The following is a 24909-nucleotide window of genomic DNA, read 5'->3' on the forward strand; positions in this document are numbered from 1 at the left end:
GCCGGGGCGGGGGGGGGGGGGGGGGGGCGCCCGGCGGGGGGGGGGGGGCCCCCCCCCCCCCCCCCCCCCCCCCCCCCCCCCCGCCGCCGCCCCCGGGGGCCCGCCCCCGCCCCCCCCCCCCCCCCCCCCCGGCCGCCCCCCCCCCCCCCCGGGGGGGGGGGGCGCGCCCCTCTGCCCCCACCCCACCCGCCCCGCCCCCACCCCACCCGCCCCCGCCCCCGTACCCCACCCCGGTCCCGCCCCTCGCCCGGCCGCCCCCGCCCGACCCGGCCCCGCGATCTTGCACTTTCGGCCCTGGAGATGACCGGTCCTGGCGTCGGTCGTCACCTTTGTCCCGGGCAGGAACTGCAAGATCGCGGGCGGGTGTGCGAGGCGAAGCGCCCCGCAGCGCGCGAGGGCTTTTGCTGGATCTGACAAAAGTTGGCGTTGGATCTGCCGAAGGTATGGACAGGCGGCGCAGAAGGCTCCTACTGTGTCGGACACAACACATCGGCGATACGTCGATGTGAACGAGCCCCGTGAAGAGGTGAGTCCGGTGCGGACGGTCGATCCCCTGCACCTCCAGCTGTTGCGGTTGCTCCGCGACGAGGGGGCGGCGTCCCGGGCCGAGCTGGGCGACCGGTTGCAGATGCCCCGCCCCCGGCTGCTGGCCGAGCTGGAGCGGCTCGTCGGCCTCGGCTACGTCGCCGAGGCGGGGCTGGCCGCCTCCCGGGGCGGCCGCCGCTCCACCCTCGTGGAGCTGAGCCCCCGCCTGCGGTTCGCCGCCGTCGACCTCGGCGCCAGCTCGATCGACGTCGAGGTGGTCAACGGCCGCCTGGAGCCGGTCGCCGCGTACGCCGAGGCGGCCGACATCCGCACCGGCCCGAAGGTGACCCTCCAGCGGGTCAACGAGCTGCTGCACAAGGCCAGGGTCGACGGCGCCTACGAGCGGCTCGACGCCGTCGGCATCGGCGTGCCCGGCCCGGTCAGCTTCCGCGACGGCGTCCCGGTCTCCCCGCCGATCATGCCGGGCTGGGACCGGTTCCCGGTGCGCGAGCTGCTCACCCGCGAGCACGGCTGCCCGGCGGTGGTCGACAACGACGTCAACATCATGGCGATCGGCGAGCGGCACGGCGGCGTCGCCCACTCGGTGGACGACTTCCTCTTCGTCAAGATCGGCACCGGAATAGGGTGCGGGATCTACCTCAGCGGCGAGGTCTACCGGGGCACCGACGGCTGCGCCGGGGACATCGGCCACATCCAGGTCGACTCGCACGGCCCGATGTGCTCGTGCGGCAACGTCGGCTGCCTGGAGGCGCTGTTCAGCGGAGCCGCGCTGGCGAAGGAGGCGACCGCCGCGGCGCGCAGCGGCGCCTCGCCCGCACTGGCCGAGCGGCTCACCGCCCGGGGCGCGGTGACCGCCCGGGACGTCGCCGAGGGTGCCGGCGAGGGGGACGTCACCTGCATCCAGCTCATCCGCGACGGGGGTCGGCGGGTCGGCGGGGTCCTGGCCGGGCTGGTCAGCTTCACCAACCCGTCGATGATCGTGATCGGCGGCGGGCTGGCCCAGCTCGGGCACATCCTGCTGGCCGAGATCCGCAGCGTGGTCTACCGCCGGTCGCTGCCCCTGGCCACCGGCAACCTTCCGGTCGTCCTGTCCGAGCTGGGGCCCCGCGCCGGCGTCGCCGGCGCCGCCGTCCTGGCCAGCGACGTTGCCTTCGCGGAGGCGTCATGAGCGAGTGTCAGCGAGCGAGTCGTCGGCGTGGTGCCGTGGTGCCTCATGGCGGCGCGAAGCGGAGCGCCGTCATGAGCGAGTGTCAGCGAGCGAGTCATCGGCGTGGTGCCGTGGTGCCTCATGGCGGCGCGGAGCGAAGCGGAGCGCCGGCATGAGCAACCAACCCGAGGAGGCCGCCGTGGCACCCGCTCCGCTGGTCGAGGCCCCCGCCGACGCCGTCGCCGGCGAGGTGGTCCTGCGCCTCACCGACGTGGTCAAGACCTTCCCCGGCGTACGCGCCCTGGACGGCGTGCAGCTCGAGGTGCGCGCCGGCGAGGTGCACTGCCTGCTCGGGCAGAACGGCGCCGGCAAGTCCACCCTGATCAAGGTGCTGGCCGGGGTGCACCGCCCCGACTCCGGGCTGGTGCAGTGGCGCGGCGAGCCGGCGTCCTTCGCCAACCCGCAGGCCGCCATGCGCGCCGGCATCGCCACGATCTACCAGGAACTCGACCTGGTCGAGGACCTGTCGGTCGCGGAGAACACCTTCCTCGGCCACGAGCCGCGTCGGTTCGGCTTCGTCCGCCGGGGTCACATGGCCCGGCGTACCCGGCAGATCCTCGGGCGGCTGGGGCACGCCGAGATCCCGCCCGGGCGGATGGTCCGCGCCCTGCCGGCCGCCGGCAAGCAGGTGGTCAGCATGGCCCGCGCGCTCTCCCACGAGGCACGGTTGATCATCATGGACGAGCCGAGCGCCGTGCTGGCCCACGACGAGGTGGGCAACCTGTTCCGGATCATCCGCGAGCTGACCGCCCAGGGCATCGCCGTCATCTACATCTCGCACCGGCTGGAGGAGATCCGCGAGATCGGCGACCGGGTCACCGTACTCAAGGACGGCCGCACCACGGCGGCGAACCTGCCGGCCCGCGACACCCCGACCCGCGAGCTGGTCAGCCGGATGACCGGCCGCACCATAGAGTACGTCTTCCCGGACCGCCCGGCCGGCGCGGCCGGCGGCGCGGAGCTGCTCACGGTCGAGGGGCTGACCCGGGCCGGGGAGTTCGCCGACGTGTCGCTCAGCGTCCGCGCCGGCGAGATCGTGGGCATCGCCGGGCTGGTCGGCTCGGGCCGCTCGGAGCTGCTGGAGACCATCTACGGCGCGCGCCGCCCCGAGGCCGGCTCGGTGCGGATGGCCGGCAGGGCGCTGCGCCCCGGCAGCGTCGGCGCGGCCGTGAAGGCCGGCATGGGGATGGCCCCCGAGGAGCGCAAGAGTCAGGCGCTGCTGCTCGGCGAGCCGATCTACCGCAACGTCACCCTGGCCACCTTCGGCCGCTACGCCCGCGCCGGCTTCACCGACGTCGGCCGCGAGCGGGCCGAGGCGGACCGGATCGCCGAGAGCCTGGAGCTGCGCCCCCGCGACGTCCGCCGGCCGGTGCGCACCCTCTCCGGCGGCAACCAGCAGAAGGTGGTGGTCGGGCGCTGGCTGCTCGGCGACACGAAGCTGCTGCTGCTCGACGAGCCCACCCGGGGTGTCGACGTCGGCGCCAGGGCAGAGCTCTACCAGGTCATCCGAGGGCTGGCCGCCCGCGGCGTCGGGGTCCTGCTGGTCTCCAGCGAGGTCCCCGAGGTGCTCGGCCTGGCCGACCGGGTGCTGGTCATGCGGGAGGGGCGGGTCGTCCGCGAGGCCCCGGCCGGCGAACTCGACGAGAACACCGTGCTCGACCTCGTCATGGCGGGGTCCCTGATGGAAGGCGCACCGGCATGAGCGAGCTTCCTACGTCCACCGCGGCGCCGCACCGGGCGGCGCAACTGCCGGCGCAGTCTCCGCCGGTGGACCCGGCGGAGACCGCGGCCGTCGCGAAGGTCTCCACCGCCGGCCGACTCTCCTGGTGGCGGGGCGACGGCGGCGAGGGCGCCCGCCGCAACCTCGGCCTGATCGGCGTGCTGGTGGCGCTCGTCGTCATCGGCGCGCTCACCCGCTCCGACCTGTACTCCGACCCGGACTGGGTGTGGGACAACGTCCTCAGCATCCTGAAGCTCGCCGCCGTGGTCGGCGTGGTCACCGTCGGGATGACCTTCGTGATCATCGGTGGCGGCATCGACCTCTCCGTCGGCGCGATCGTCGCGTTGGCCGGGGTCTGGTGCACCACGGTGGCCACCCAGAGCTACGGTGCCGGCGGCATGATCTTCAGCGCCCTCACCGTCGGGCTGGCGGTCGGCCTGGTCAACGGGCTGCTCATCTCGTACGGCCGGCTGGTGCCCTTCATCGCCACCCTGGCGATGCTGGTGGCCGCCCGGGGCCTGGCCGCCGAGATCTCCGACAAGCAGACCCAGGTGTCGGACAACACGTTCATCAACGGCCTGGCCAGCAACAGCGTGTTCGGCATCCCGCTGCTGGTCTACATCCTCGCCGCCGTGGTCGCCGCCGGGTGGGTGCTGCTCAACCGCACCACCTTCGGCCGCCGGACGGTCGCCGTCGGCGGCAACCCGGAGGCGGCCCGGCTCGCCGGCATCAACGTCAAGCGGCACACCGTGCTGCTCTACGCGCTCTCCGGCCTCTGCTGCGGCATCGCCGCCATCATGCTCACCGCCCAGGCCAACTCGGCCCAGGCGGCGATGGCGAACCTCTACGAGCTGGACGCGATCGCCGCCGCGATCATCGGCGGCACGCTGCTCAGCGGCGGGCGGGGCACCATCATCGGTTCCCTGCTCGGGGTGGTCATCTTCGCCACCATCACCAACCTCTTCGCCATCAACGGCCTCTCCACCGAGGCCCAGAACATGGTCAAGGGCGGCATCATCGTCGCCGCCGTCCTGGTCCAGCAGGTCCAGTTCCGCAGCCTCACGCAGTTCCTGGGCCGCAACCGGCTCACCACCACCTGACCCGCACCGCACCGACCAGCACCCGAAGCGCGCAGCACCCGCACCGACCTGCGACCGAACCGCGCAGCACCCGCACCGACCAGCACCCGCACCGCGCGGCGTCCGGGCCACCCGAGCGACGGTGGCCGGACCCCGCACGCCCTCTTCCCGCCCTCGCACCGCGAATTCCCTCCACCACCGCGAACCCAGGAGGTCGTCATGACCCAGCACAGTCGCGACGTGTCGCGCCGCCGGCTGCTCTTCGGCGGGGCCGCCGTCGGCGCCGGCGTGCTCCTCGCCGGCTGCACCAGCAACGAGGCCCAGCCGACCGAGGCGCAGACCAAGGCGGCGGGCGCGCCCGGCGGCAACAGCGAGCCCGGCAAGCGGGTGACGATCGGCTTCTCCGCGCCGGCCGCCGACCACGGCTGGATCGCCGCCATCACCAACAACGCCAAGGCGCAGGCCGGCGCGTACTCCGACGTGGACTTCAAGACGGTCGAGGCCGGCGCCGACGCGGCAGCCCAGCGGGCCGCGCTGTCCACGCTGATCTCGCAGAAGCCGGACGTGATCGTGCTGCTGCCGCACGACGGCAAGGAGCTCAACGCGTTCGGCCTGGAGGCGATGAAGGCCGGCATCCCGGTGGTCAACCTGGACCGGGCCTTCCCCGACGCACGGGCGTACCGGCTCCAGATCAAGGGCGACAACTACGGCATGGGCGTGGCCGCCGCCACCTACATGGTCGCGCAGTTCAAGGCCAAGGGCATCAGCAACCCGATCATCGGCGAGATCGCCGGCATGGACGAGCTGGAGCTGACCCAGGAGCGATCGAAGGGCTTCGTCGACACCCTCACGGCGAACGGCTTCAAGGTCGCGAACCGCCGGGCGGCCCGGTTCACGGCCGACTCCGGGCAGCAGGAGGCGGCGCAGCTGCTCCAGGCCCTGCCGAAGATCGACGCGGTCTGGAACCACGACGACGACCAGGGCATCGGCGTGCTGGCCGCGGTGAGCCAGGCCAACCGCAAGGAGTTCTTCATGGTCGGCGGCGCCGGCTCGAAGAAGGCGATGGAGGACATCCAGGCCGACAACACGGTGCTGAAGGCGACCGTGACCTACAGCCCGTCGATGGCCTCCTCGGCCATCTCCCTGGCCCGGCTGATCGCCCAGGGCAAGGGCATGTCCGACCTGGTGGAACTCCAGGTGCCCAAGGAGATCATCCTCGCCTCCGAGACGATCACCAAGGAGAACGCGGGCAACTACCTCAAGCTCGGGTTCTGACACACGGGGGGAGACCCACCTTGTCCACGAAAGACAGGCAACTGCGGGTCGGCATGGTCGGCTACGCGTTCATGGGAGCCGCGCACTCGCAGGCGTGGCGCACCGTGAACCGGGTGTACGACCTGCCGGCGCGGGCCCGGATGGCGCTGATCTGCGGCCGGGACGCCGGGAAGGTGGCCGACGCCGCCGACCGGCTCGGCTGGGAGGCGTACACGACCGACTGGCGCGACCTGGTCGCCCGGGACGACATCGACGTGGTCGACGTCTGCACACCCGGGGACAGCCACGCCGAGATCGCCCTCGCCGCGTTGGCCGCCGGCAAGCACGTGCTGTGCGAGAAGCCGTTGGCCAACACGGTCGACGAGGCCCGGGCGATGGCCGCCGCGGCGGCCACCGCGCAGGCCGCGGGGGTGCGGTCGATGTGCGGGTTCAACTACCGGCGGGTGCCCGCGGTCACGATGATGCGGCAGCTCGTCGCCGACGGGCGGCTCGGGGTGATCCGGCACGTCCGGGCGACGTACCTGCAGGACTGGATCGTGGATCCGCAGTTCCCGCTGGTCTGGCGGTTGCAGCGGGACAGGGCGGGCTCCGGCGCGCTCGGCGACATCGGCGCGCACATCATCGACCTGACCCAGTACGTCACCGGCCGGCGGATCACCGGGGTCAGCGCGGTCACCGAGACGTTCGTCAAGGAGCGGCCGCTGCCGGCCGGGTCGAGCGGGCTGGCGGCCACGGCGGACGGTGCCGCGGTCGACGGCCACGGCGCCGACGGCCACCGCCCCGCCACCGGCGCGGTCACCGTCGACGACGCGGCGGTCTTCGTGGCCCGGCTCGACGGCGGCGTGCTGGCCACGTACGAGGCGAGCCGGTTCGCCACCGGACGCAAGAACTCCCTGCGGGTGGAGATCAACGGTTCGCTCGGCACCGTCGTCTTCGACCTGGAGCGCCTCAACGAGCTGGAGTTCTACGACGCGACGCGGCCGACCGCCGAGCAGGGCTTCAGCCGCATCCTGGTGACCGAGGGCGAGCACCCGTACATGTCGGCCTGGTGGCCGCCCGGGCACATCATCGGCTACGAGCACTCCTTCACCCACCAGATGCGGGACTTCGTCGAGGCGGTCGCCACCGGCACCGACCCGGCCCCCTCCTTCGCCGACGCGTTGCAGGTCCAGTTGGTGCTGGACGCGGTGACCCGGTCGGCGGAACTCGGTTCCTCGTGGACCGAGGTGGAACCGGCGCTGGTCACGGTCGCCGCCTGAGCCACCTCCGGCGCCGACCGGCGAGGGACCGGCCGCGGTTGCGCCCCGCGGTCGGGACGAGGCCGGTGCCGGAGGACGTGCAGCCGGGCCGCGGCCCGGTGGCGCACGAGCAGGACGGTCGTCCGGTGCGGCCGGACCGGGATTCCCCGGTCGCACCGGAGGACCGCCACCACCCGGCGACCTGCCGGGCGCGTGTCCACCACGACCTCCGGTCGGGGCGCGCCGTCGTCCCGACCGGCGGATGCGGGGGAGGCAGGGGCGAGACGCCGACCGACCCTGCCTGCCAGCCCCGTCCGTCCGTAACCGCACCGGGAACCGGGCCGGCGTCGTCGCCGCCGACTTCGTCGCCGGTCCGGTCGGCTCCCCCGGGGCGGCCGGCGGACGGGGCCCATCCGCACAGATCCATATCATTCCGAACAAACTTCTGATATCTATGTAACTCAATGCACGGCTGGTTCCTCCTGACGGGAAGGAGCACCATGCGTACGGGTGTCTGGCTGGTGGGGGCGCGCGGCTCGGTCGCGACCACCAGCGTCGTCGGGGCGCTCGCCCTGCGGGCCGGGCTCGCCGGCCCGACCGGATGCGTCACCGAGCTGCCCGACCTGCGCGGGCCCGCCCTGCCGGCCTTCACCGACCTGGTCTTCGGCGGCCACGACGTCGCGACCACCCCGCTGGCCAAGCGCGCCGAGGCTCTCGCCGACGCCGGAGTGCTGCCCGCCCGGCTGGTCGCCGCCCTCACCGACGAGCTGGCCGCCGTCGAGCGAGCGCTCCGCCCGGCCCCCGCCGGTGGCACCCAGGCCGACCGGGCCGCCGCGACCGTACGCGACCTCACCGAGTTCCGGAGCCGGCACGGGCTGGACCGGGTGGTCGTGGTCAACGTCTCGGCCACCGAACCGGCCGCCCGCCCGCACCCGGCGCACGTCGACCCGGACGCGTTGCCCACCGCGCTCGCCGGACCCGACGAGGTGCTGCCGCCCAGCTCGCTCTACGCGTACGCGGCGGTGCGGGCGGGCTGCCCGTACGTCGACTTCACCCCGTCCACCGGGCTGCGGCTGCCCGCCCTGGCCGCGCTGGCCGTCCGGCGCGGAATCCCGTACGCCGGGCACGACGGCAAGACCGGCGAGACCCTGGTCAAGTCGGTGCTCGCGCCGATGTTCGCGATGCGGCACCTGGCGGTGCGCTCCTGGTCGGGGGTCAACCTGCTCGGCGGCGGCGACGGCGCCACGCTGGCCGACCCGGCCGCCAACGCGGCCAAGGTGGAGAGCAAGCAGCGGGTGCTCGGCGAGACGCTCGGCTACCTGCCGCAGGGCGGCACCCGGATCGAGTACGTCGAGGCGCTGGGCGACTTCAAGACCGCCTGGGACCTGGTCACCTTCGCCGGCTTCCTCGGCACCGGGATGCGGATGGAGTTCACCTGGCACGGCTGCGACTCCGCGCTCGCCGCGCCCCTGGTGCTGGACCTGGCCCGGCTCACCGCCGCCGCGCACGCCGCCGGGCACGCCGGCCCCCTGGCCGACCTCGCCTTCTTCTTCAAGGATCCGCTCGACACGGCGACCCACTCGCTGTCCGAGCAGTGGAACCGGCTCTGCGGCTTCGCCCGCCGGCTGCACGCCGGGGGAGGTGCCGATGCCCCGCGTCACTGACCTCGCGGAACTGGTCCGGGCGCCGGCCGCGCTCTCGGTGCCCGGGGACGTCGTCGCCGGGGCCGCCGCGGCCGGGGCGCTGGACCGGCGCACGCCCGCCCTGGCCGGCGCGTCCGTGCTGCTCTACTGGGCGGGGATGGCCGCCAACGACTGGGCCGACCGGCGACTGGACGCCGTCGAGCGCCCCGAGCGGCCCATCCCCAGCGGCCGGATCGCCCCCGGCACCGCGCTCGGCCTCGCCGCCGGCCTCACCGCCGCCGGGGTCGCGGTGGCCGCCGCCGCCGGGGGCCGGCGCGCCGCCACGGTCGCGGTTCCGCTCGCCGCCGCCGTCTGGGGGTACGACCTGGCGGCGAAGAACACCGTCGCCGGACCGGCCGTGATGGCCGCCTGCCGAGGGCTGGACGTCCTCCTCGGCGCCACCGGCGGACGGGTGCCGCGGGCGCTGCCGGCGGCGGTCACCGTGGCCGCGCACACGTGGACGGTCACCGCGCTGTCCCGCCGGGAGGTCACCGGCGCCGACGCCGCGCTGCCGCTGGGTACCCTCGCCGGCACCGCCCTGGTCGCCGCGAGCGCCGCCACCGCTGCGGCACGCCCGGCCCCGGCGGGTCCACACCGCCACCCCCGCTCCACCACCCGCGCGACGCTCGGCCGCGCCTGCCGGCCGACGGCCGCCGCGCTGCCGGCGCTGCTGGCCGGCTGGTACGCGGCCCGCTACGGGGCCGCCCAGGCCCGGGTGGTGGCCGAGCCCTCCGCCGGCCGGGTGCGGGCGGCGGTGGGGGCCGGGATCACCGGGCTGCCCGCGTTGCAGGGCGCCCTGGCCGCGCGCGCCGGGGCCGGGCTGCTCGGGCTGGCGGTGGCGGCGGCCGCGCCCCTGGGCGCCCGCCTGGCCCGGAGGGTCTCCCCGACATGACCACGCCGCCGCCCTCTGTCGAGCCGGCGCGCGCGGACCCGCCGCACCCCACGACGCCGCGGTTCGGCTACGGGACGAACGGGTTCGCCAACCACCGGCTCGACGACGCGCTCGCGGTCGTCGCCGACCTGGGCTACCAGGGCGTCGCGCTCACCCTGGACCACGACCACCTCGACCCGTTCGCGCCCGGGCTGGCCGGGCGGGTGGCCGCCGTCGCCCGCCGCCTCGGGGCGCTCGGCCTCGCCGTGGTCGTCGAGACCGGCGCGCGGTACCTGCTCGACCCCTGGCACAAGCACGCCCCGACGCTGCTGCACGACGACCCGGCGCGGCGCGTCGAGTTCCTCCGCCGGGCCGTGCGCGTCGGCGCCGACCTGGGCGCGGAGGCCGTCTCCTTCTGGGCCGGCGTACGCCCCGCCACCGTCGCGCCGGGGACCGCCTGGGACCGGCTGGTCGCCGGCTGTGCCACGGTGGTCGACGCCGCCGACGCGGCGGGGGTGACCCTGGGCTTCGAGCCGGAGCCGGGCATGCTGGTCGAGGACATCGCCGGCTGGCGGCGGCTGCGCGGCGCGCTCGGCGACCCGGCCCGCTTCGGCATCACCCTCGACATCGGACACTGCCGCTGCCTGGAGCCGCGGCCGGTCCCCGAGTGCGTGCACGAGGTGGCCCCGCACCTGGTCAACGTGCAGATCGACGACATGCGCCGGGGCGTGCACGAGCACCTGGAGTTCGGTGCGGGGGAGATCGACTTCCCGCCGGTGCTGCGCGCCCTCACCGACGCCGGCTACCGGGGACTGGTCGCCGTGGAGCTGCCCCGGCACTCGCACGCCGCCCCCGCCGTCGCCGCCCGCTCACTCGCCTTCCTGCGCGCCGCCGCGAAGGAGGCAGCGCGACGACGACGGTGACGGCAGCCACCGGGCAGCAGCACGAGAGAGGAGACGGGATGACACCGGATTCACTGCGGGCCGCCCTGCGGGGCGTGCCCGATCCCGAATGGCTCGACGCGGCGGTGCGGGCGGTGGCGGCGGAACCGGCGGCGATCGGCCGGTTCTTCCCGGCCGCCGGCCGGCGCTGTGGCCGCCACGACCTGCCCGGGCTGCCCGGCTGGAGCGCCGACGAGGCGGCCCGGGCGCTGCTGCTGACCGCGCTGCCCACCGACCACGCCGCGCACGCCGAGGCCCGCTACCGGCACGGCGACGCCGCCGAGAAGCGGGCCGTGCTCAAGGCCCTGCCGCTGCTGCCCATCGGCACGGCCGGCGCGCCGCTGCTGCACGACGCGATCCGCACCAACGACACCCGGCTGCTCGCCGCCGCCCTCGGCCCGTACGCCCGGCACCTCGACCCCGCCGCCTGGCGGCAGGCGGTGCTCAAGTGCGTGTTCACGGGCGTGCCGCTGGCCGTGGTGCACGACCTCGACGCCCGTGCCGACGGCGAACTCGCCGCGATGCTCGCCGGGCTGGCCGCGGAACGGCAGGCCGCCGGCCGCGCCATGCCCGCCGACGCCGCCGCGCTGCTCGACCGGCTCACCTCCGGCTCCGCACCGATCACCGCCAGGGAGGCGTGATGCGCATCTTCGACCCGCACATCCACATGACCTCGCGGACCACGGACGACTACGAGCGGATGGCCGCCGCCGGTGTCCGCGCGGTGGTGGAGCCGGCGTTCTGGCTGGGCCAGCCCCGCACCAGCGCCGCCTCGTTCGCCGACTACTTCGACTCCCTGATCGGCTGGGAGCCGTTCCGGGCCGGGCAGTTCGGGATCCGCCACCACGCCACGGTGGCGCTCAACCCGAAGGAGGCCAACGACCCGCGCTGCCGCCCGGTGCTCGACCTGCTGCCGCGCTACCTGGACAAGGACGGTGTGGTGGCGGTCGGCGAGATCGGCTACGACTCGATGACGCCCGAGGAGGACGAGGCGTTCGCCGCCCAGCTCGCCCTGGCCGTCGCGCACGACCTGCCGGCCCTGGTGCACACCCCGCACCGGGACAAGGCCCGGGGCGTCGAGCGGAGCCTCGCCGTGGTCGCGGAGTCCGGCATCGAACCGGGCCGGGTGGTGCTCGACCACCTCAACGAGGTGACGGTAGAGCTGGTCCGGGACACCGGTTGCTGGCTGGGCTTCTCGATCTATCCGGACACGAAGATGTCCCCGCCGCGGATGGTGGAGCTGCTGCGGGCGTACGGGACCGAGCGGATGCTGGTCAACTCGGCGGCCGACTGGGGGCGCTCCGACCCGCTGCTCACCCGGGCCACCGGGGAGGCCATGCTGCTCGCCGGCTTCTCCGACGACGACGTCGACCGGGTGCTCTGGCGCAACCCGGTCGAGTTCTACGGCCAGTCGGGACGGCTCGACCTGGCCGACCTGGACCTCGCCGAGCTGGACCCGCCGACCGGCAGCTACGCCGGCAACTCGATCCTGCGGGGCGGCAGCTGATGCGGCTGCGACACGCCGGCGGGGACACGGTCCACCTCGGCTACTGCACCAACGTGCATCCGGCCGACGACCTCGCCGGCGTCCTCCGCCAGTTGGACACGTACGCCGTGCCCGTCCGCGAGGAGCTCGGCGCGGACCTGCTCGGCCTCGGACTGTGGCTGGCCGCTCCGGTGGCCGCCGCGCTGGCCGCCGACCCCGGCACCCGTCGCCGGCTGCGCGCCGAGCTGACCGCGCGAGGGCTGGAGGTGGTCACCCTCAACGGCTTCCCGTACGCGGCCTTCCAGGCCCCGGTGGTCAAGGGCGACGTCTACCACCCGGACTGGACCACCGGCGAGCGGCTCGCGTACACGCTGGACCTGGCCCGGGTGCTGGCCGACCTGCTGCCCGACGACGCGGCCCGGGGCTCGGTCTCCACCCTGCCGCTGGCCTGGCGGCGGCCCTGGGACGCCGGCCGCGCCGACGCCGCCCGCCGCCGGCTCGACCAGCTCGCGGCCGGTCTCGCGGCCGTCGAGCGGGACACCGGCCGGCCGGTCCGGGTCGGCTTTGAGCCGGAGCCGGGCTGCGTGGTGGAGAGCACCCGGCAGGCCACCGCGCTCTTGCGCGGCGTGGACACCGGGCGGCTCGGGATCTGCCTCGACCTGGCGCACCTCGCCTGTGCCTGGGAGGAGCCGGCCGACGCGCTGCGCCGGCTGCGGGCGGCCGGCCTGCCGGTGGTGAAGGTGCAGGTGTCGGCCGCCATCGAGGCGCCGCCCGGGGCGACGACGGCGCTGCGCCCGTGGGTCGAGCCGCGCTTCCTGCACCAGACCCGCGCCGCCGGCTGTGCCGACGCGGCCGACCCGGCCGACCCGGCCCACGCCGCCGACGACCTGGACGTCGCGCTGGACGCCCGGCTGCCCGGGCCGTGGCGGGTGCACTACCACGTGCCGCTGCACGCCCCGCCCGAACCACCGCTCGGCTCCACCCTGCCGGTGCTGCGCGCCGCGCTGGCGGCGCTCTACGCCGGGCCCGAGGCGGGCTGTGACCACCTCGACGTGGAGACGTACACCTGGGGGGTGTTGCCGGCCGCGCGGCGCCCGCGCACCGACGCGGAGCTGGCCGCCGGCATCGCCGCCGAACTGGCCTTCGCCCGCGCCGAGCTGGTCGCCCTCGGCCTGGCGCCGGCGGGCCGTCCGAGCCCGGCGGCGACGGGGGTACGGCGATGAGCGGGCGGGCGCGAGTGGGTCATCGATCCGGCGCCGGGCGGAGCGAGGTGCGGGCATGAGCCGGCGGCTGGTGGTGCTGGACGTGGTGGGGCTGACCCCGCGCCTGCTGGCGCACATGCCGAGGCTGCGCGCGGTCGCCGACGCCGGGTTCCGGGCGGAGCTGGGCACGGTGCTGCCCGCGGTGACCTGCTCGGTGCAGTCGACCTTCCTCACCGGGGCGCTCCCGGCCGGGCACGGCATCGTCGGCAACGGCTGGTACTTCCGCGACCTCGGCGAGGTGCTGCTCTGGCGGCAGCACCACGCCCTGGTCGGCGGCGAGCGGCTCTGGCAGGCGGCCCGCCGGGCCGAGCCGGGCTACACCGTCGCCAACGTCTGCTGGTGGTACGCGATGGGCGCGGATGTGGACTGGACGGTCACCCCGCGCCCCGTCTACCACGCCGACGGGCGCAAGGAGCCGGACTGCTACACCGACCCACCGGCGCTGCACGACGCGCTCACCGACCGGCTGGGCACCTTCCCGCTGTTCAGCTACTGGGGGCCGGGCGCCGGGTTGGCGTCGTCGGCGTGGATCTGCCGGGCCGCGGAGCGGATCCTCGCCGAGCAGTCCCCGGACCTGACCCTCGTCTACGTCCCGCACCTCGACTACGACCTGCAACGCTTCGGCGCCTCGTCGCCGCGGGCCGCCGCGGCGGCGGCCGAGCTGGACGGGGTGCTCGGGCCGCTGTTGGACGCCGCCCGGGCGCGGGACGCGACCGTGGTGGTCCTCTCCGAGTACGGCATCACCGACGTCTCCCGCCCGGTCGACGTCAACCGGCTGCTGCGCGCCGAGGGGCTGCTGCGGGTGCACACCCAGGCCGGGATGGAGTACCTCGACCCGTGGACCTCGCGGGCCTTCGCGGTCGCCGACCACCAGGTCGCGCACGTCTACGTGCGCGACCCGGCCGACGTGCCGGCGGTGGCGAAGCTCTGCGCCGGGCTGCCCGGGGTGGCCGAGGTGCTCGACGGCGACGGCAAGGCCGCGCACGGGCTGGACCACCCGCGCGCCGGTGAGCTGGTGCTGGTGGCCGAGCCGGATGCCTGGTTCACCTACTACTACTGGCTCGACGACGCCCGCGCGCCGGACTTCGCCCGGCTCGTGGAGATCCATCGCAAGCCGGGCTACGACCCGGCCGAGCTGTTCTTCGACCCGGCCGCCCCGGGCGCGGCGAAGCGGCGGGCCGCCGTGGCGCTGGCCCGCAAGAAGCTCGGGATGCGCTACCTGATGAGCGTGGTCGGGCTGGACGCCGGCGCCCGGGCGGTGCGCGGGTCGCACGGGCGCCTGCCGGCCGACCCGGCCGACGGGCCGGTGCTGCTCTGCTCCGACCCGTCCGCCGTCCGGGACCGGGTCGCCGCGACGGAGGTGAAGGCCCTGCTGCTGGAGCTGGCGGGGCTGGCCCCGCCGCCGGCGGCCGGGCGGCCGGGGGTGGCGTCGTGACCGTCACCGTCGCGCCGACCGACGTGAGCGGGTTGCGGGCCCGCATCGACGCCGAGTTGGCGGCCTTCCTCGACCGGCAGGACCCGCAGTGGCCGGACGGCGCGCCCCGGGGCGTCTTCACCGCGCTGCACCGCTTCGTGCTGGCCGGCGGCAAGCGGCTGCGCCCGCTCTTCTGCTACTGGGGGTGGCGCGCCGCCGGCGGCGTCGACGGCACCCCGATCGTGGTCGCCGCCGCCGCGCTGGAGCTGTTCCACGCGTTCGCGCTGATCCACGACGACATCCTCGACCGCAGCGACCGCCGCCGGGGCGAGCCGTCGGTGCACCGGCTCTTCGCCGACCTGCACGCCCGCTCGTCCTGGCGCGGCGACCCGGAGGCGTACGGGCGCAACACCGCGCTGCTCTGCGGCGACCTCTGCGCGGCCTGGTCGGACCAGATGTTCCACGAGTGCGGGCTGAGCGCCGAGCGGGTGCACCGGGGGTACGCCGTCTTCGCCCTGATGCGCACCGAGGTGATCGCGGGGGAGTACCTGGACCTGGTCTCCGGGGTGGGCGACGGCTCGGTGGCCAGCGCGCTGACCGTGATCCGGATGAAGGCGGCCCGCTACACGGTCACCCGGCCGTTGCAGATCGGGGCGACGCTGGCCGGGGCGGGCTCGGGGCTCGTCGACGCGCTGGCCGAGTTCGGCGACCCGCTGGGCGACGCGTTCCAGCTCCGCGACGACGTGCTGGGGGTCTTCGGCGATCCGGCGGTCACCGGCAAGTCGGTCCTGGACGACCTGCGGGAGGGCAAGCCGACGGTGATGATGGCGCTGACCCGCGCCGCCGCCGACCGGGCGCAGGCCGCCAGGCTGCGGGAGCTGTTCGGCAACCCGGCGCTGGACGCCGACGGGGCGGCCGAGCTGCGGGGCATCATCGAGCGCACCGGTGCCCGCGCGCGGATCGAACAGATGATCCGGGTACGCGCCGACGCCGCCCTGACGGCCCTGGCGGACGCCCCCGTGACGCCCGAGGCCCGGGCCGCCCTCGCCGCCCTCGCCGCCCAGGCCGTCGACCGTCCGCTCTGAGCGGCGCCCACGAGGGACTTTTGGCGGGATCGACGAAAGTTCGGGCCACGTAGGCGGAAGGTGTAGACACATCGATGAACGCCATTTAATGTCGTGCCATCGAAGTTGTTTCGTCGAGGTGAACCGGCGGCGCGGGAACCCATCGACTGGTGACCTCCGAGCGATGGCCTCCATCCCTCGCGGGTCGCGGCCGGCCGGGGACGGCACCCGGCGGGCCGATCGCATCCCCGCTACGGCACCCGGCGCGACGGCGCGCGCCCGCCCTGGCAGTCACTCGTCAGGAAGGGACGGCACAACGATGTCCACCAAGGACGCCTCCACCCACCGGACCAGACGGCGGTTCTCCGCCGGCTCGGCGCTGCTGCTGGTCGCCACCGCCGGCACGGTCGCCCTCGGCGCCGGCCCGGCCGGGCTCGGCGGCCCCACACCCGCCCAGGCCCACCCCATCGTCGGCACCGACTTCCAGCAGGTCACCCTCGCCAAGGGCGTCGCCGAGGTCGGCGAACCCATGACGATCGCGGTGCTGCCGGACCGGTCGGTGCTGCACACCGCCCGCAACGGCACCGTCCGGCGTACGGACTCCGCCGGCACCACCTCCGTGATCGGCACGCTGCCGGTCTACACCCACGACGAGGAGGGCTTGCAGGGCGTCGGGGTCGACCCCAACTTCGCCACCAACCGGCACGTCTACCTCTACTACGCGCCGCCGCTCTCCACCCCGGCGGGCGACGCGCCGGCGACCGGCAGCGACTTCTCGGCCTGGCAGGGCGTCAACCGGCTCTCCCGGTTCACCCTCAACGCCGACTTCACCCTGAACACCGGCAGCAGGGTCGACATCCTCGACGTGCCCGCCGACCGGGGCATGTGCTGCCACGTCGGCGGCGACATCGACTTCGACGCCGCCGGCAACCTCTACCTCTCCACCGGCGACGACACCAACCCGTTCGACTCGGCCGGGTACGCCCCGATCGACGAGCGCACCAACCGCAACCCCGCGTACGACGCGCAGCGCAGCGCGGCCAACACCAACGACCTGCGCGGGAAGATCCTGCGGATCAAGGTGAACGCCAACGGCACGTACTCGATCCCGGCCGGGAACATGTTCGTCGACTCGGACCCGAAGACCCGCCCCGAGATCTACGCGATGGGCTTCCGCAACCCGTTCCGGATGAGCGTCGACCGGGCCACCGGCATCGTCTACGTCGGCGACTACGGCCCGGACGCCGGCACCACCAGCGCCCGCGGCCCCAGCGGCCAGGTCGAGTTCAACCGGGTCACCGGCCCCGGCAACTACGGCTGGCCGTACTGCACCGGCACCAACACCGCCACCGAGACGTACGCCGAGTGGGACTTCGCCGCCGGCACCGCCGGTGCGAAGTACAACTGCGCCGGCGGGCCGACCAACAACTCGTTCCGCAACACCGGCCTGACCACCCTGCCGGGGGCGAAGCCGGCCTGGATCCGGTACGCCGGCGACGCCGGCAGCCCGCCCGAGTTCGGCGGCGGCTCCGAGTCGCCGATGGCCGGCCCCGTCTACCGCTACGACGCCGCGCTGAACTCCACCACCAAGTTCCCGCAGTCCTTCGACGGGCAGTTCTTCGCCGGGGAACTCGGCCGGGGCTGGGTCAAGCCGATCCACCTCACCGCCGACGGCTCGCCGGGTGGCATCGACACGTTCCCGTGGAACGGCAAGCAGGTCATGGACATGGCGTTCGGGCCGGAGGGGGCGCTCTACGTCCTCGACTACGGCACCGGCTACTTCAACGGCGACGCCAACTCAGCGCTCTACCGCTACGACCACATCGCCGGCGGCAACCGCGCGCCGACCGCCGTCGCCGCGGCCGACAGGACCTCCGGCGCGGCCCCGTTGACCGTGAACTTCTCCTCGGCCGGGTCGACGGACCCGGAGGGCGGCGCGCTGACGTACTCCTGGAACTTCGGCGACGGCACCACCTCGACGGCGGCGAACCCCAGCAAGACGTACACCGCCAACGGCACCTACCAGGTGACGCTGACCGTCCGCGACCCGCAGGGCGCCACCGGCACGGCGAACGTGCAGATCGGGGTCGGCAACACCGCCCCCACGGTCACCATCACCAGCCCGGCCAACGGCCAGCTGTTCAGCTACGGCGACACCGTGCCGTTCAGCATCACGGTGACCGACCCGGAGGACGGCGCCATCGACTGCACCAAGGTCAAGATGACCTACGTGCTGGGCCACGACAGCCACGGCCACCAGATCACCTCGAAGACCGGCTGCTCGGGCTCGATCACCATTCCCGTCGACGGCGAGCACGACGACGCGGCGAACATCTTCGCCATCTTCGACGCCGAGTACACCGACGCGGGCGGGCTGACCACCCACAAGCAGCACACCCTCCAGCCGCGCAAGCGGCAGGCGGAGCACTTCAAGACCTCCTCCGGCGTCGGGACCTTCGACAAGGCCACCGCCGAGGGCGGCAGGACGGTCGGCGACATCAACAACGGCGACTGGATCGCGTTCGAGCCGTACCGGCTCACCGACGCGACCTCGTTCAGCGCGCGGGTCTCCTCGGCCGGCTCCGGCGGCACCCTGCAGGTGCGGGCCGGCTCGGCCACCGGCACCGTGCTCGGCTCCGCGACGGTCCCGGTCACCGGCGCCTGGGACACGTTCACCACGGTCAGCGGCAGCATCGCCGGGGCGCCGGCCGGCACCACCACGCTCTACCTGACCTTCGCCGGCTCCGGCACCGGCGCGCTCTACGACGTGGACTCGTTCACTTTCGCCACCAGCGCGGTGCGGACCGGCCCGGTCGTCGGGCTGGGCGGTAAGTGCCTGGACGTGCGCAACGCCGCCACGGCCGACGGCACCCAGATCCAGATCTACGGCTGCAACGGCAGCGCGGCGCAGACCTGGACGGTGACGCCGAACTCGACGGTCAGGGCGTTGGGCAAGTGTCTGGACGTCTCCGGTGGTGGCTCGGCCGACGGTACGAAGATCCAGTTGTGGACGTGCAACGGCACGGGCGCGCAGAACTGGTCGGCGCAGCCGGACGGGACGGTGAAGAACCCCCAGTCGGGCAAGTGCCTGGACGTCTCGGGCAACAACCCGGCCGACGGCCAGGCCGTGCACCTGTGGACCTGCCACACCGGCGCCAACCAGAAGTGGACCCTGCCCTGACCCGACGGGGAGGGGCCGAGGCGCCCCTCTCCACCCCGGCATTGGAGAGCGACATGCGCAGACTCCTCCGACCCGTCCTCGGCGCGGCCACCGCCGTCCTCGCCGTCCTCGCCTGCACCACCCCGGCCACCCCGGCCAGCGCCGCCGACGCCCCGTACGACGTGCTGGTCTTCTCGAAGACCGCCGGCTTCCGGCACGACTCCATCGCGGTCGGCACCCAGGCCATCCGCGACCTCGGCGCGGCGAACAACTTCACCGTCACCGCCACCGAGGACGCCGCCCAGTTCACCACCGCCAACCTGGCCCGGTACGAGGCGGTCGTCTTCCTGAACACCACCGGCGACGTGCTCGACGCCGCCCAGCAGGGCGCCTTCGAGTCGTACATCGGCTCCGGCGGCGGCTTCGTGGGCGTGCACGCCGCGGCCGACACCGAGTACGGCTGGTCCTTCTACGGCAACCTGGTCGGGGCGTACTTCGCCTCGCACCCGCACATCCAGCAGGCCAACGTGAAGGTGGAGCACCGGGGGCACGCGGCCACCGCGCACCTGCCGCAGACCTGGACCCGCACCGACGAGTGGTACAACTACCAGACCAACGCCCGCTCCACCGCCCGGGTGCTGGCCACCCTCGACGAGTCCTCCTACTCGGGCGGCTCGATGGGCGCCGACCACCCGCACTCGTGGTGCAAGACCCACAGCGGCGGCCGGGCCTTCTACACCGGCGGCGGGCACACCCAGGCGTCGTACGCCGAGCCGGCCTTCCGGGCGCACCTGCTCGGCGGCATCCGCTACGCGGCCGGCCGCAGCAAGGCCGACTGCCGGCCGGAGACGGGCTACACCACCCTCTACAACGGCTCGACCACGGGCTGGTCGCAGGCCGGCCCGGGCAGCTTCACCAACGCCGACGCCACCCTGACCTCGGTCGGCGGGATGGGCCTGTACTGGTACAGCGCCAAGCAGTTCACCAACTACTCGCTCAAGCTGGACTGGCGGCTCGCCGGCGACGACAACTCCGGGGTCTTCATCGGCTTCCCGGCCTCCAGCGACCCCTGGTCGGCGGTGAACAACGGCTACGAGGTGCAGATCGACGCCACCGACGCGGCCGACCGCACCACCGGCGCGGTCTACACCTTCAAGTCCGCCGACCTCGCCGCCCGCGACGCCGCGCTCAACCCGCCGGGGGAGTGGAACACCTACGAACTGCTCGTCGAGGGCGAGCGGCTCCAGGTCTTCCTGAACGGGGTGAAGATCAACGACTTCACCAACACCGACCCGGCGCGTTCGCTCGCCGGACACGTCGGACTCCAGAACCACGGCACCGGCGACGACGCGTCGTTCCGCAACATCCGGATCAAGGAACTCGGCGTCACCCCGCCGGGCGGGAACACCACCGTCCAGGCGGAGGCGTTCAGCTCGGGCAGCGGGGTCACCCCGTTCGCCAAGGCGGGCGCGAACGGCGGCCAGACCCTCGGCTACATCGACCCGGGCGACTGGGCCGCGTACGACGGGGTGGACCTGACCGGCGTGACGTCGTTCCGGGCGCGGGTCGTCTCCGGCGGCTCCGGCGGCACCATCCAGGTCCGTACCGGCTCCACCACCGGCGCCGTGCTCGGCTCCGTCGCGGTGCCGAACACCGGGAGCTGGACCACCTTCGCCGACGTCACCACCACCCTCTCCGGGGTGCCGACCGGCACCCGCAACCTCTACCTGACCTTCACCGGGTCGGGCTCGGGGCTCTTCGACGTGGACGACTTCACCCTGGTGAGGTCCGGTGGCGGCGGCACCGGCACCGGCCCGATCAAGGGTCTGGGCGGCAAGTGCCTGGACGTGCGCAACGCCGCCACGGCCGACGGCACCCAGATCCAGATCAACACCTGCAACGGCAGCGCGGCGCAGACCTGGACGGTGACGCCGAACTCGACGGTCAGGGCGTTGGGCAAGTGTCTGGACGTCTCCGGTGGCGGCTCGGCCGACGGTACGAAGATCCAGTTGTGGACGTGCAACGGCACGGGCGCGCAGAACTGGTCGGCGCAGCCGGACGGGACGGTGAAGAACCCCCAGTCGGGCAAGTGCCTGGACGTCTCGGGCAACAACCCGGCCGACGGCCAGGCCGTGCACCTGTGGACCTGCCACACCGGCGCCAACCAGAAGTGGACCCTGCCCTAACCCCGGCCCCACCCTCCCGATCCTCCCCGCGATCCTGAAGTTCGTGCCCCGGCATCCCGGACGAAGGCCGTGAACCGGGGGCGGAAAGTGCAAGATCGCGGGGAGCGGGGCGGAGGGGTTTCGTGGGGGGCCCGACGGTTTTAGAGTGGGGGCGGCGACCGTGGCGGTTGCCGGTGACCGGCGGGAGGCGCAACCCGGCGGTTCCAGGTGCGCGCGCACCCGCCGGTGTCCCGCCGTGGCCCGCCGCGCACCGGCCCGCCCGGTCACCCTCGCCCCGGCCCCGCACATCCACCGGAATCCCCATCACCACAGGGGAGAAGCACCATGGCGCGACCCATCACGCTCTTCACCGGCCAGTGGGCCGACCTTCCGTTCGACGAGGTCTGCCGGCTCGCCTCCGAGTGGGGCTACGACGGGCTGGAGATCGCCTGCTGGGGCGACCACTTCGAGGTCGACAAGGCCCTCGCCGACGACTCGTACGTCGACCGCAAGCGGGAGACCCTGGCCAAGCACAACCTGAAGGTCTACGCGATCTCCAACCACCTGGTCGGCCAGGCCGTCTGCGACCACCCGATCGACGAGCGGCACCAGGGCATCCTGCCCGCCCGGATCTGGGGCGACGGCGAGCCCGAGGGGGTACGCCGCCGGGCCGCCGAGGAGATCAAGGACACCGCCCGGGCGGCGGCGAAGCTGGGCGTCGACACCGTCGTCGGCTTCACCGGGTCCTCGATCTGGCACACCCTGGCGATGTTCCCGCCGGTGCCGCCGTCGATGATCGAGCGGGGCTACCAGGACTTCGCCGACCGGTGGAACCCGATCCTCGACGTCTTCGACGAGGTGGGGGTGCGCTTCGCGCACGAGGTGCACCCGAGCGAGATCGCGTACGACTACTGGACGACGAAGCGGACGCTGGAGGCGGTCGGGCACCGGCCCGCGTTCGGGCTGAACTGGGACCCGTCGCACTTCGTCTGGCAGGAACTGGACCCGGTGAACTTCATCTTCGACTTCGCCGACCGCATCTACCACGTCGACTGCAAGGACGCGAAGGTACGCACCGGGGACGGGCGGCGCGGCCGGCTCGCCTCGCACCTGCCCTGGGCGGACATGCGGCGCGGCTGGGACTTCGTCTCCACCGGCCACGGCGACGTCCCCTGGGAGGACTGCTTCCGCGCGCTGAACGCGATCGGTTACGCCGGCCCGATCTCGATCGAGTGGGAGGACGCCGGCATGGACCGCCTCGTCGGTGCCCCGGAGGCGTTGCAGTTCGTCCGCCGGCTCGCCTTCGACGCTCCGGCCGCGGCCTTCGACGCCGCGTTCAGCAGCAAGGACTGAGCCCGCACCGGGGGCCGGCCGCCGGTCGGCCCCCGTCAGTCGGCCGAGAAGACGTGCTCGCTGACCAGCCGCGCCGCCCCCACCGCGCCGGCGCGGCCGTCGAGGTCCGACAGCACGATCGGCATGGTGCCGGTGGCCAGCGGCGCGGATCGGCGGTAGACCACACCGCGGATCTCCGCCAGCAGCGTGTGGCCCAGCCCGGCCGGGGCGCCCCCGATGATGACGATGCCCGGGTTGAAGAAGCTCACCAGGCCGACCAGCACCTGACCCAGGCGGCGGGCCGCCTCCCGGGCCAGGGCCTGCACGGCGGCGTCGCCCGCGCCCGCCGCCGCGGCGACGTCGGCCACGGTGAGGGCGCCGGCCTCGGCCAGCCGGCCCGCCAGCGCCGTCGACCGGCCCGCGCGCGCCGCGGCGAGCGCCGCGCCGACCAGCCCGCTGTCGCCGCAGTGCGCCTCCAGGCAGCCGGTCTCGCCGCAGACGCAGCTCGGCCCGTCCTCGGTGAGCGGCAGGTGGGCGATGTCGCCGGCGCTGCTCGTCGCGCCCCGGTAGGGCGCGCCGCCGAGCACCAGCCCGCAGCCGATCGCGCTGCCGAGCTTGACGTAGAGGAAGTCGTCGAAGGTGCGTCCGATCCCGGCGTGCTTCTCGCCGAGCGCCATCACGTTCGCGTCGTTGTCGACCAGGGTGGGGCAGCCCAGCTCGGCGGCGAACGCCTCGCGCACCGGGTACCGGTGCCAGCCCGGCATGGCAGCCGGCGAGACCGGGATGCCCTCGGGAAAGTCGACCGGCCCCGGCAGGCCCACGCCGACCCCGGTGAGCTGGGCCAGGCCCAGCTCGGCCTGGAGCTTCCCGACCAGTTCGACGGCCCGGCCGAGCACCGGCTCCGGCCCGACCCGGACGTCGGTCGGCTCGTGGACCTCGGCGAGCACGCTCAACTCGCCGTCGGTCACCGTGACGGTGATCCGGTCCGTGCCGACGACGACGCCGGCGAAGCGCAGGCCGCCGGCGACGCGCAGCAGCGAGGACCGCCGGCCCCCGCGCGACGCCGCCGGACCGGCGTTCTCGACCAGGCCCCGCTCGACCAGCCGGTCCACCTCCGCGGTGAGCTTCGACCGGGACAGACCCACCGCGTCGCCCAGTTCCACGCGCGAGCGGGGGCCGTCGTCACGCAGCAGCCGGACGAGCCGCGCCTGGTACGCGTTCTCAGGCCGGACGAGGACCATCGCCACCACCTCCCGGCCCGAGTCTTCCACGGCGCTGTTACCGCCGTGTGGCGCGAGGGGGCCGCGCCGGTCGTCCCGGCGCGGCCCCCGGCGCGTGCCGGGTCCGTCAGCCCCGCAGACCCGACATGTGCTGGAAACTGATCTCCGCGTACCGCAGGGAGCGGCCGGGGTCGGCGGCGCCGCCCGGCGCGTTGTCCTGCTCCCACATCGGGTTGTGGTAGCCCTTCGCGCCCATGTTGGCGAAGAACCCGCCGTAGTCGATGTCGCCCTGGCCGAGCGGCACCATCTCGTACCCCGCGCTGTTGGCCGGGTTGAAGGCGCCGTCCTTGGCGTGGAACAGCGGGAAGCGGATCGGCTGGGCCGCCACCGTCGCCAGCGGGTCGAAGACGTCGGTCCGCGTCACGCCGTCCGGGTCGGTGTAGCTGCGGAACCGGTGCTGGGCCACGTGCGCCCAGTAGATGTCCATCTCGAACCACACGTACGCCGGGTCGGTGAGCCCGATGAAGTACTCCAGCTTCCGGACGCCGGAGGACCGGGTCGGCCGGCCCAGGGCGTCCAGCGGGCCGCTGTCGAGCAGGAAGTTGTACGCCGCGTCGTGGTTGTGCGTGTACAGCTTCAGCCCGCGGGCGGCGGCCAGCTCGCCCAGGGTGTTCCACCGCTCGGCGGCGGCGTCCCAGTCGGCCTTGTAGTTGCTGCCGGTCGGGTCGCTGCCGGTGCCGATGTGTGTCATGCCCAGCGTCTCGGCGACGTCGAGCTGCTGCTCGAACGCGGCCAGGGTGGTGGGGTTGAGGACGCTCGGGACGGAGGTGTGCGAGCCGTTGGCCCGCAGCCCGTTGTCGTCCAGGATCTTGCGGATCTCCGCGGCGGTGATCTGCCGGCCGAGGATCGAGGTGTGCTGGTTGTAGCCGGCGAACTCCACCTCCTTGTAGCCGATCTCGGCGAGCCGCGCGAGCACCCGCTCGAAGCCGTACGGCACTCCGCTGGTGTCCGGGGCGGCGCCGATCCGGTCCCGGACGCTGTAGAGGATGATGCCGCGCTTGCCGGCGGGGACGAGCAGGCCGTTGCCGTTGGCGCCGGCGGCGGTCGCGAGTCCGGTGGCGCCGACGGCCGCCGCGCCGGCGACGCCGGCGAGGGCGCCGAGCATGCGGCGACGGCTCATTGCGTGCTGACTGTCGTTCATGTGCTGCTGCCTCTCGGTGCGGTGGGTGGTGGAGCCGGTGCCGGGC

General features: G+C 74.2%; 18 protein-coding genes. 16 read left to right on the forward strand and 2 right to left on the reverse strand.

Translation table 11 applies throughout. The annotated features are described in order from the left end of the window. Positions 1-535: 535 nt before the first annotated feature. The 16 genes from ACGF7U_RS04700 (at position 536) to ACGF7U_RS04775 (ending at position 22463) form a co-directional block, all read left to right on the forward strand. Positions 536-1714: an ROK family protein gene (locus ACGF7U_RS04700; protein WP_393102974.1), complete on the forward strand. Its 1179-nt coding sequence runs from the start codon at positions 536-538 to the stop codon at positions 1712-1714. 151 nt (positions 1715-1865) lie between these two features. Beyond that, positions 1866-3455 carry a sugar ABC transporter ATP-binding protein gene (locus tag ACGF7U_RS04705; RefSeq protein ID WP_393102976.1) on the forward strand — a complete coding sequence of 530 codons (1590 nt, stop codon included), beginning with the start codon at positions 1866-1868 and terminating at the stop codon, positions 3453-3455. Further along, a complete protein-coding gene (locus ACGF7U_RS04710) occupies positions 3452-4573 on the forward strand; it encodes an ABC transporter permease (protein ID WP_393102978.1) in 1122 nt (373 codons plus the stop codon). The genes ACGF7U_RS04705 and ACGF7U_RS04710 overlap by 4 nt, the downstream gene beginning before the upstream one ends. A gap of 198 nt (positions 4574-4771) precedes the next feature. After that, complete coding sequence (locus ACGF7U_RS04715; protein WP_393102980.1) at positions 4772-5827, forward strand: substrate-binding domain-containing protein; 1056 nt, start codon at positions 4772-4774, stop codon at positions 5825-5827. A 53-nt stretch (positions 5828-5880) separates the two neighbouring features. After that, positions 5881-7086: a Gfo/Idh/MocA family protein gene (locus ACGF7U_RS04720; protein ID WP_393104109.1), complete on the forward strand. Its 1206-nt coding sequence runs from the start codon at positions 5881-5883 to the stop codon at positions 7084-7086. A 479-nt stretch (positions 7087-7565) separates the two neighbouring features. Then, complete coding sequence (locus ACGF7U_RS04725) at positions 7566-8729, forward strand: inositol-3-phosphate synthase (protein ID WP_393102982.1); 1164 nt, start codon at positions 7566-7568, stop codon at positions 8727-8729. Continuing rightward, positions 8713-9639 (forward strand): SCO3242 family prenyltransferase, encoded by a 927-nt coding sequence (locus ACGF7U_RS04730; protein ID WP_393102984.1) that lies wholly within the window; start codon positions 8713-8715, stop codon positions 9637-9639. The genes ACGF7U_RS04725 and ACGF7U_RS04730 overlap by 17 nt, the downstream gene beginning before the upstream one ends. Next, positions 9636-10541, forward strand: a complete 906-nt coding sequence (locus ACGF7U_RS04735) for a sugar phosphate isomerase/epimerase family protein (RefSeq protein WP_393102986.1) — start codon at positions 9636-9638, stop codon at positions 10539-10541. The genes ACGF7U_RS04730 and ACGF7U_RS04735 overlap by 4 nt, the downstream gene beginning before the upstream one ends. Before the next feature lie 38 nt (positions 10542-10579). Next, entirely contained in the window at positions 10580-11200 is a 621-nt protein-coding gene (locus tag ACGF7U_RS04740; protein ID WP_393102988.1) for an EboA domain-containing protein, read from the forward strand. Then, a complete protein-coding gene (locus ACGF7U_RS04745; protein ID WP_393102990.1) occupies positions 11200-12066 on the forward strand; it encodes a TatD family hydrolase in 867 nt (288 codons plus the stop codon). The genes ACGF7U_RS04740 and ACGF7U_RS04745 overlap by 1 nt, the downstream gene beginning before the upstream one ends. After that, positions 12066-13268: a metabolite traffic protein EboE gene (gene eboE, locus ACGF7U_RS04750; RefSeq protein ID WP_393102991.1), complete on the forward strand. Its 1203-nt coding sequence runs from the start codon at positions 12066-12068 to the stop codon at positions 13266-13268. The genes ACGF7U_RS04745 and eboE overlap by 1 nt, the downstream gene beginning before the upstream one ends. Before the next feature lie 55 nt (positions 13269-13323). Next, positions 13324-14742 carry an alkaline phosphatase family protein gene (locus ACGF7U_RS04755; RefSeq protein ID WP_393102993.1) on the forward strand — a complete coding sequence of 473 codons (1419 nt, stop codon included), beginning with the start codon at positions 13324-13326 and terminating at the stop codon, positions 14740-14742. Then, positions 14739-15806, forward strand: a complete 1068-nt coding sequence (locus ACGF7U_RS04760) for a polyprenyl synthetase family protein (protein ID WP_393102995.1) — start codon at positions 14739-14741, stop codon at positions 15804-15806. The genes ACGF7U_RS04755 and ACGF7U_RS04760 overlap by 4 nt, the downstream gene beginning before the upstream one ends. A 298-nt stretch (positions 15807-16104) precedes the next feature. After that, positions 16105-18966 carry a PQQ-dependent sugar dehydrogenase gene (locus ACGF7U_RS04765; RefSeq protein WP_393102997.1) on the forward strand — a complete coding sequence of 954 codons (2862 nt, stop codon included), beginning with the start codon at positions 16105-16107 and terminating at the stop codon, positions 18964-18966. A 53-nt stretch (positions 18967-19019) separates the two neighbouring features. Then, positions 19020-21131 (forward strand): ThuA domain-containing protein, encoded by a 2112-nt coding sequence (locus ACGF7U_RS04770; protein WP_393102999.1) that lies wholly within the window; start codon positions 19020-19022, stop codon positions 21129-21131. Positions 21132-21455: 324 nt separating this feature from the next. Next, complete coding sequence (locus ACGF7U_RS04775; protein WP_393103001.1) at positions 21456-22463, forward strand: sugar phosphate isomerase/epimerase family protein; 1008 nt, start codon at positions 21456-21458, stop codon at positions 22461-22463. Between the two features lie 35 nt (positions 22464-22498). Here ACGF7U_RS04775 and ACGF7U_RS04780 read toward each other — a convergent pair whose 3' ends face one another. Together ACGF7U_RS04780 and ACGF7U_RS04785 are read right to left on the reverse strand one after the other, a co-directional pair. Then, positions 22499-23683, reverse strand: a complete 1185-nt coding sequence (locus ACGF7U_RS04780; RefSeq protein WP_393103003.1) for an ROK family protein — start codon at positions 23681-23683, stop codon at positions 22499-22501. A 106-nt stretch (positions 23684-23789) separates the two neighbouring features. Next, the gene (locus tag ACGF7U_RS04785; protein ID WP_393103005.1) at positions 23790-24863 is read right to left on the reverse strand and encodes a sugar phosphate isomerase/epimerase family protein; all 1074 of its coding nucleotides are present in this window, start codon (positions 24861-24863) and stop codon (positions 23790-23792) included. Positions 24864-24909: the final 46 nt, after the last annotated feature.

The organism is Micromonospora sp. NPDC047670 (assembly GCF_043204915.1).
GTDB lineage: Bacteria > Actinomycetota > Actinomycetes > Mycobacteriales > Micromonosporaceae > Micromonospora.

Coding starts and splice junctions, on each gene's coding strand:
- ACGF7U_RS04705 (WP_393102976.1), top strand. CDS start 1,866: ATGAGCAACCAACCCGAGGAGGCCGCCGTGGCACCCGCTCCGCTGGTC.
- ACGF7U_RS04710 (WP_393102978.1), top strand. CDS start 3,452: ATGAGCGAGCTTCCTACGTCCACCGCGGCGCCGCACCGGGCGGCGCAA.
- ACGF7U_RS04715 (WP_393102980.1), top strand. CDS start 4,772: ATGACCCAGCACAGTCGCGACGTGTCGCGCCGCCGGCTGCTCTTCGGC.
- ACGF7U_RS04720 (WP_393104109.1), top strand. CDS start 5,881: ATGGTCGGCTACGCGTTCATGGGAGCCGCGCACTCGCAGGCGTGGCGC.
- ACGF7U_RS04725 (WP_393102982.1), top strand. CDS start 7,566: ATGCGTACGGGTGTCTGGCTGGTGGGGGCGCGCGGCTCGGTCGCGACC.
- ACGF7U_RS04730 (WP_393102984.1), top strand. CDS start 8,713: ATGCCCCGCGTCACTGACCTCGCGGAACTGGTCCGGGCGCCGGCCGCG.
- ACGF7U_RS04735 (WP_393102986.1), top strand. CDS start 9,636: ATGACCACGCCGCCGCCCTCTGTCGAGCCGGCGCGCGCGGACCCGCCG.
- ACGF7U_RS04740 (WP_393102988.1), top strand. CDS start 10,580: ATGACACCGGATTCACTGCGGGCCGCCCTGCGGGGCGTGCCCGATCCC.
- ACGF7U_RS04745 (WP_393102990.1), top strand. CDS start 11,200: ATGCGCATCTTCGACCCGCACATCCACATGACCTCGCGGACCACGGAC.
- eboE (WP_393102991.1), top strand. CDS start 12,066: ATGCGGCTGCGACACGCCGGCGGGGACACGGTCCACCTCGGCTACTGC.
- ACGF7U_RS04755 (WP_393102993.1), top strand. CDS start 13,324: ATGAGCCGGCGGCTGGTGGTGCTGGACGTGGTGGGGCTGACCCCGCGC.
- ACGF7U_RS04765 (WP_393102997.1), top strand. CDS start 16,105: ATGTCCACCAAGGACGCCTCCACCCACCGGACCAGACGGCGGTTCTCC.
- ACGF7U_RS04770 (WP_393102999.1), top strand. CDS start 19,020: ATGCGCAGACTCCTCCGACCCGTCCTCGGCGCGGCCACCGCCGTCCTC.
- ACGF7U_RS04775 (WP_393103001.1), top strand. CDS start 21,456: ATGGCGCGACCCATCACGCTCTTCACCGGCCAGTGGGCCGACCTTCCG.
- ACGF7U_RS04780 (WP_393103003.1), bottom strand. CDS start 23,683: ATGGTCCTCGTCCGGCCTGAGAACGCGTACCAGGCGCGGCTCGTCCGG.
- ACGF7U_RS04785 (WP_393103005.1), bottom strand. CDS start 24,863: ATGAACGACAGTCAGCACGCAATGAGCCGTCGCCGCATGCTCGGCGCC.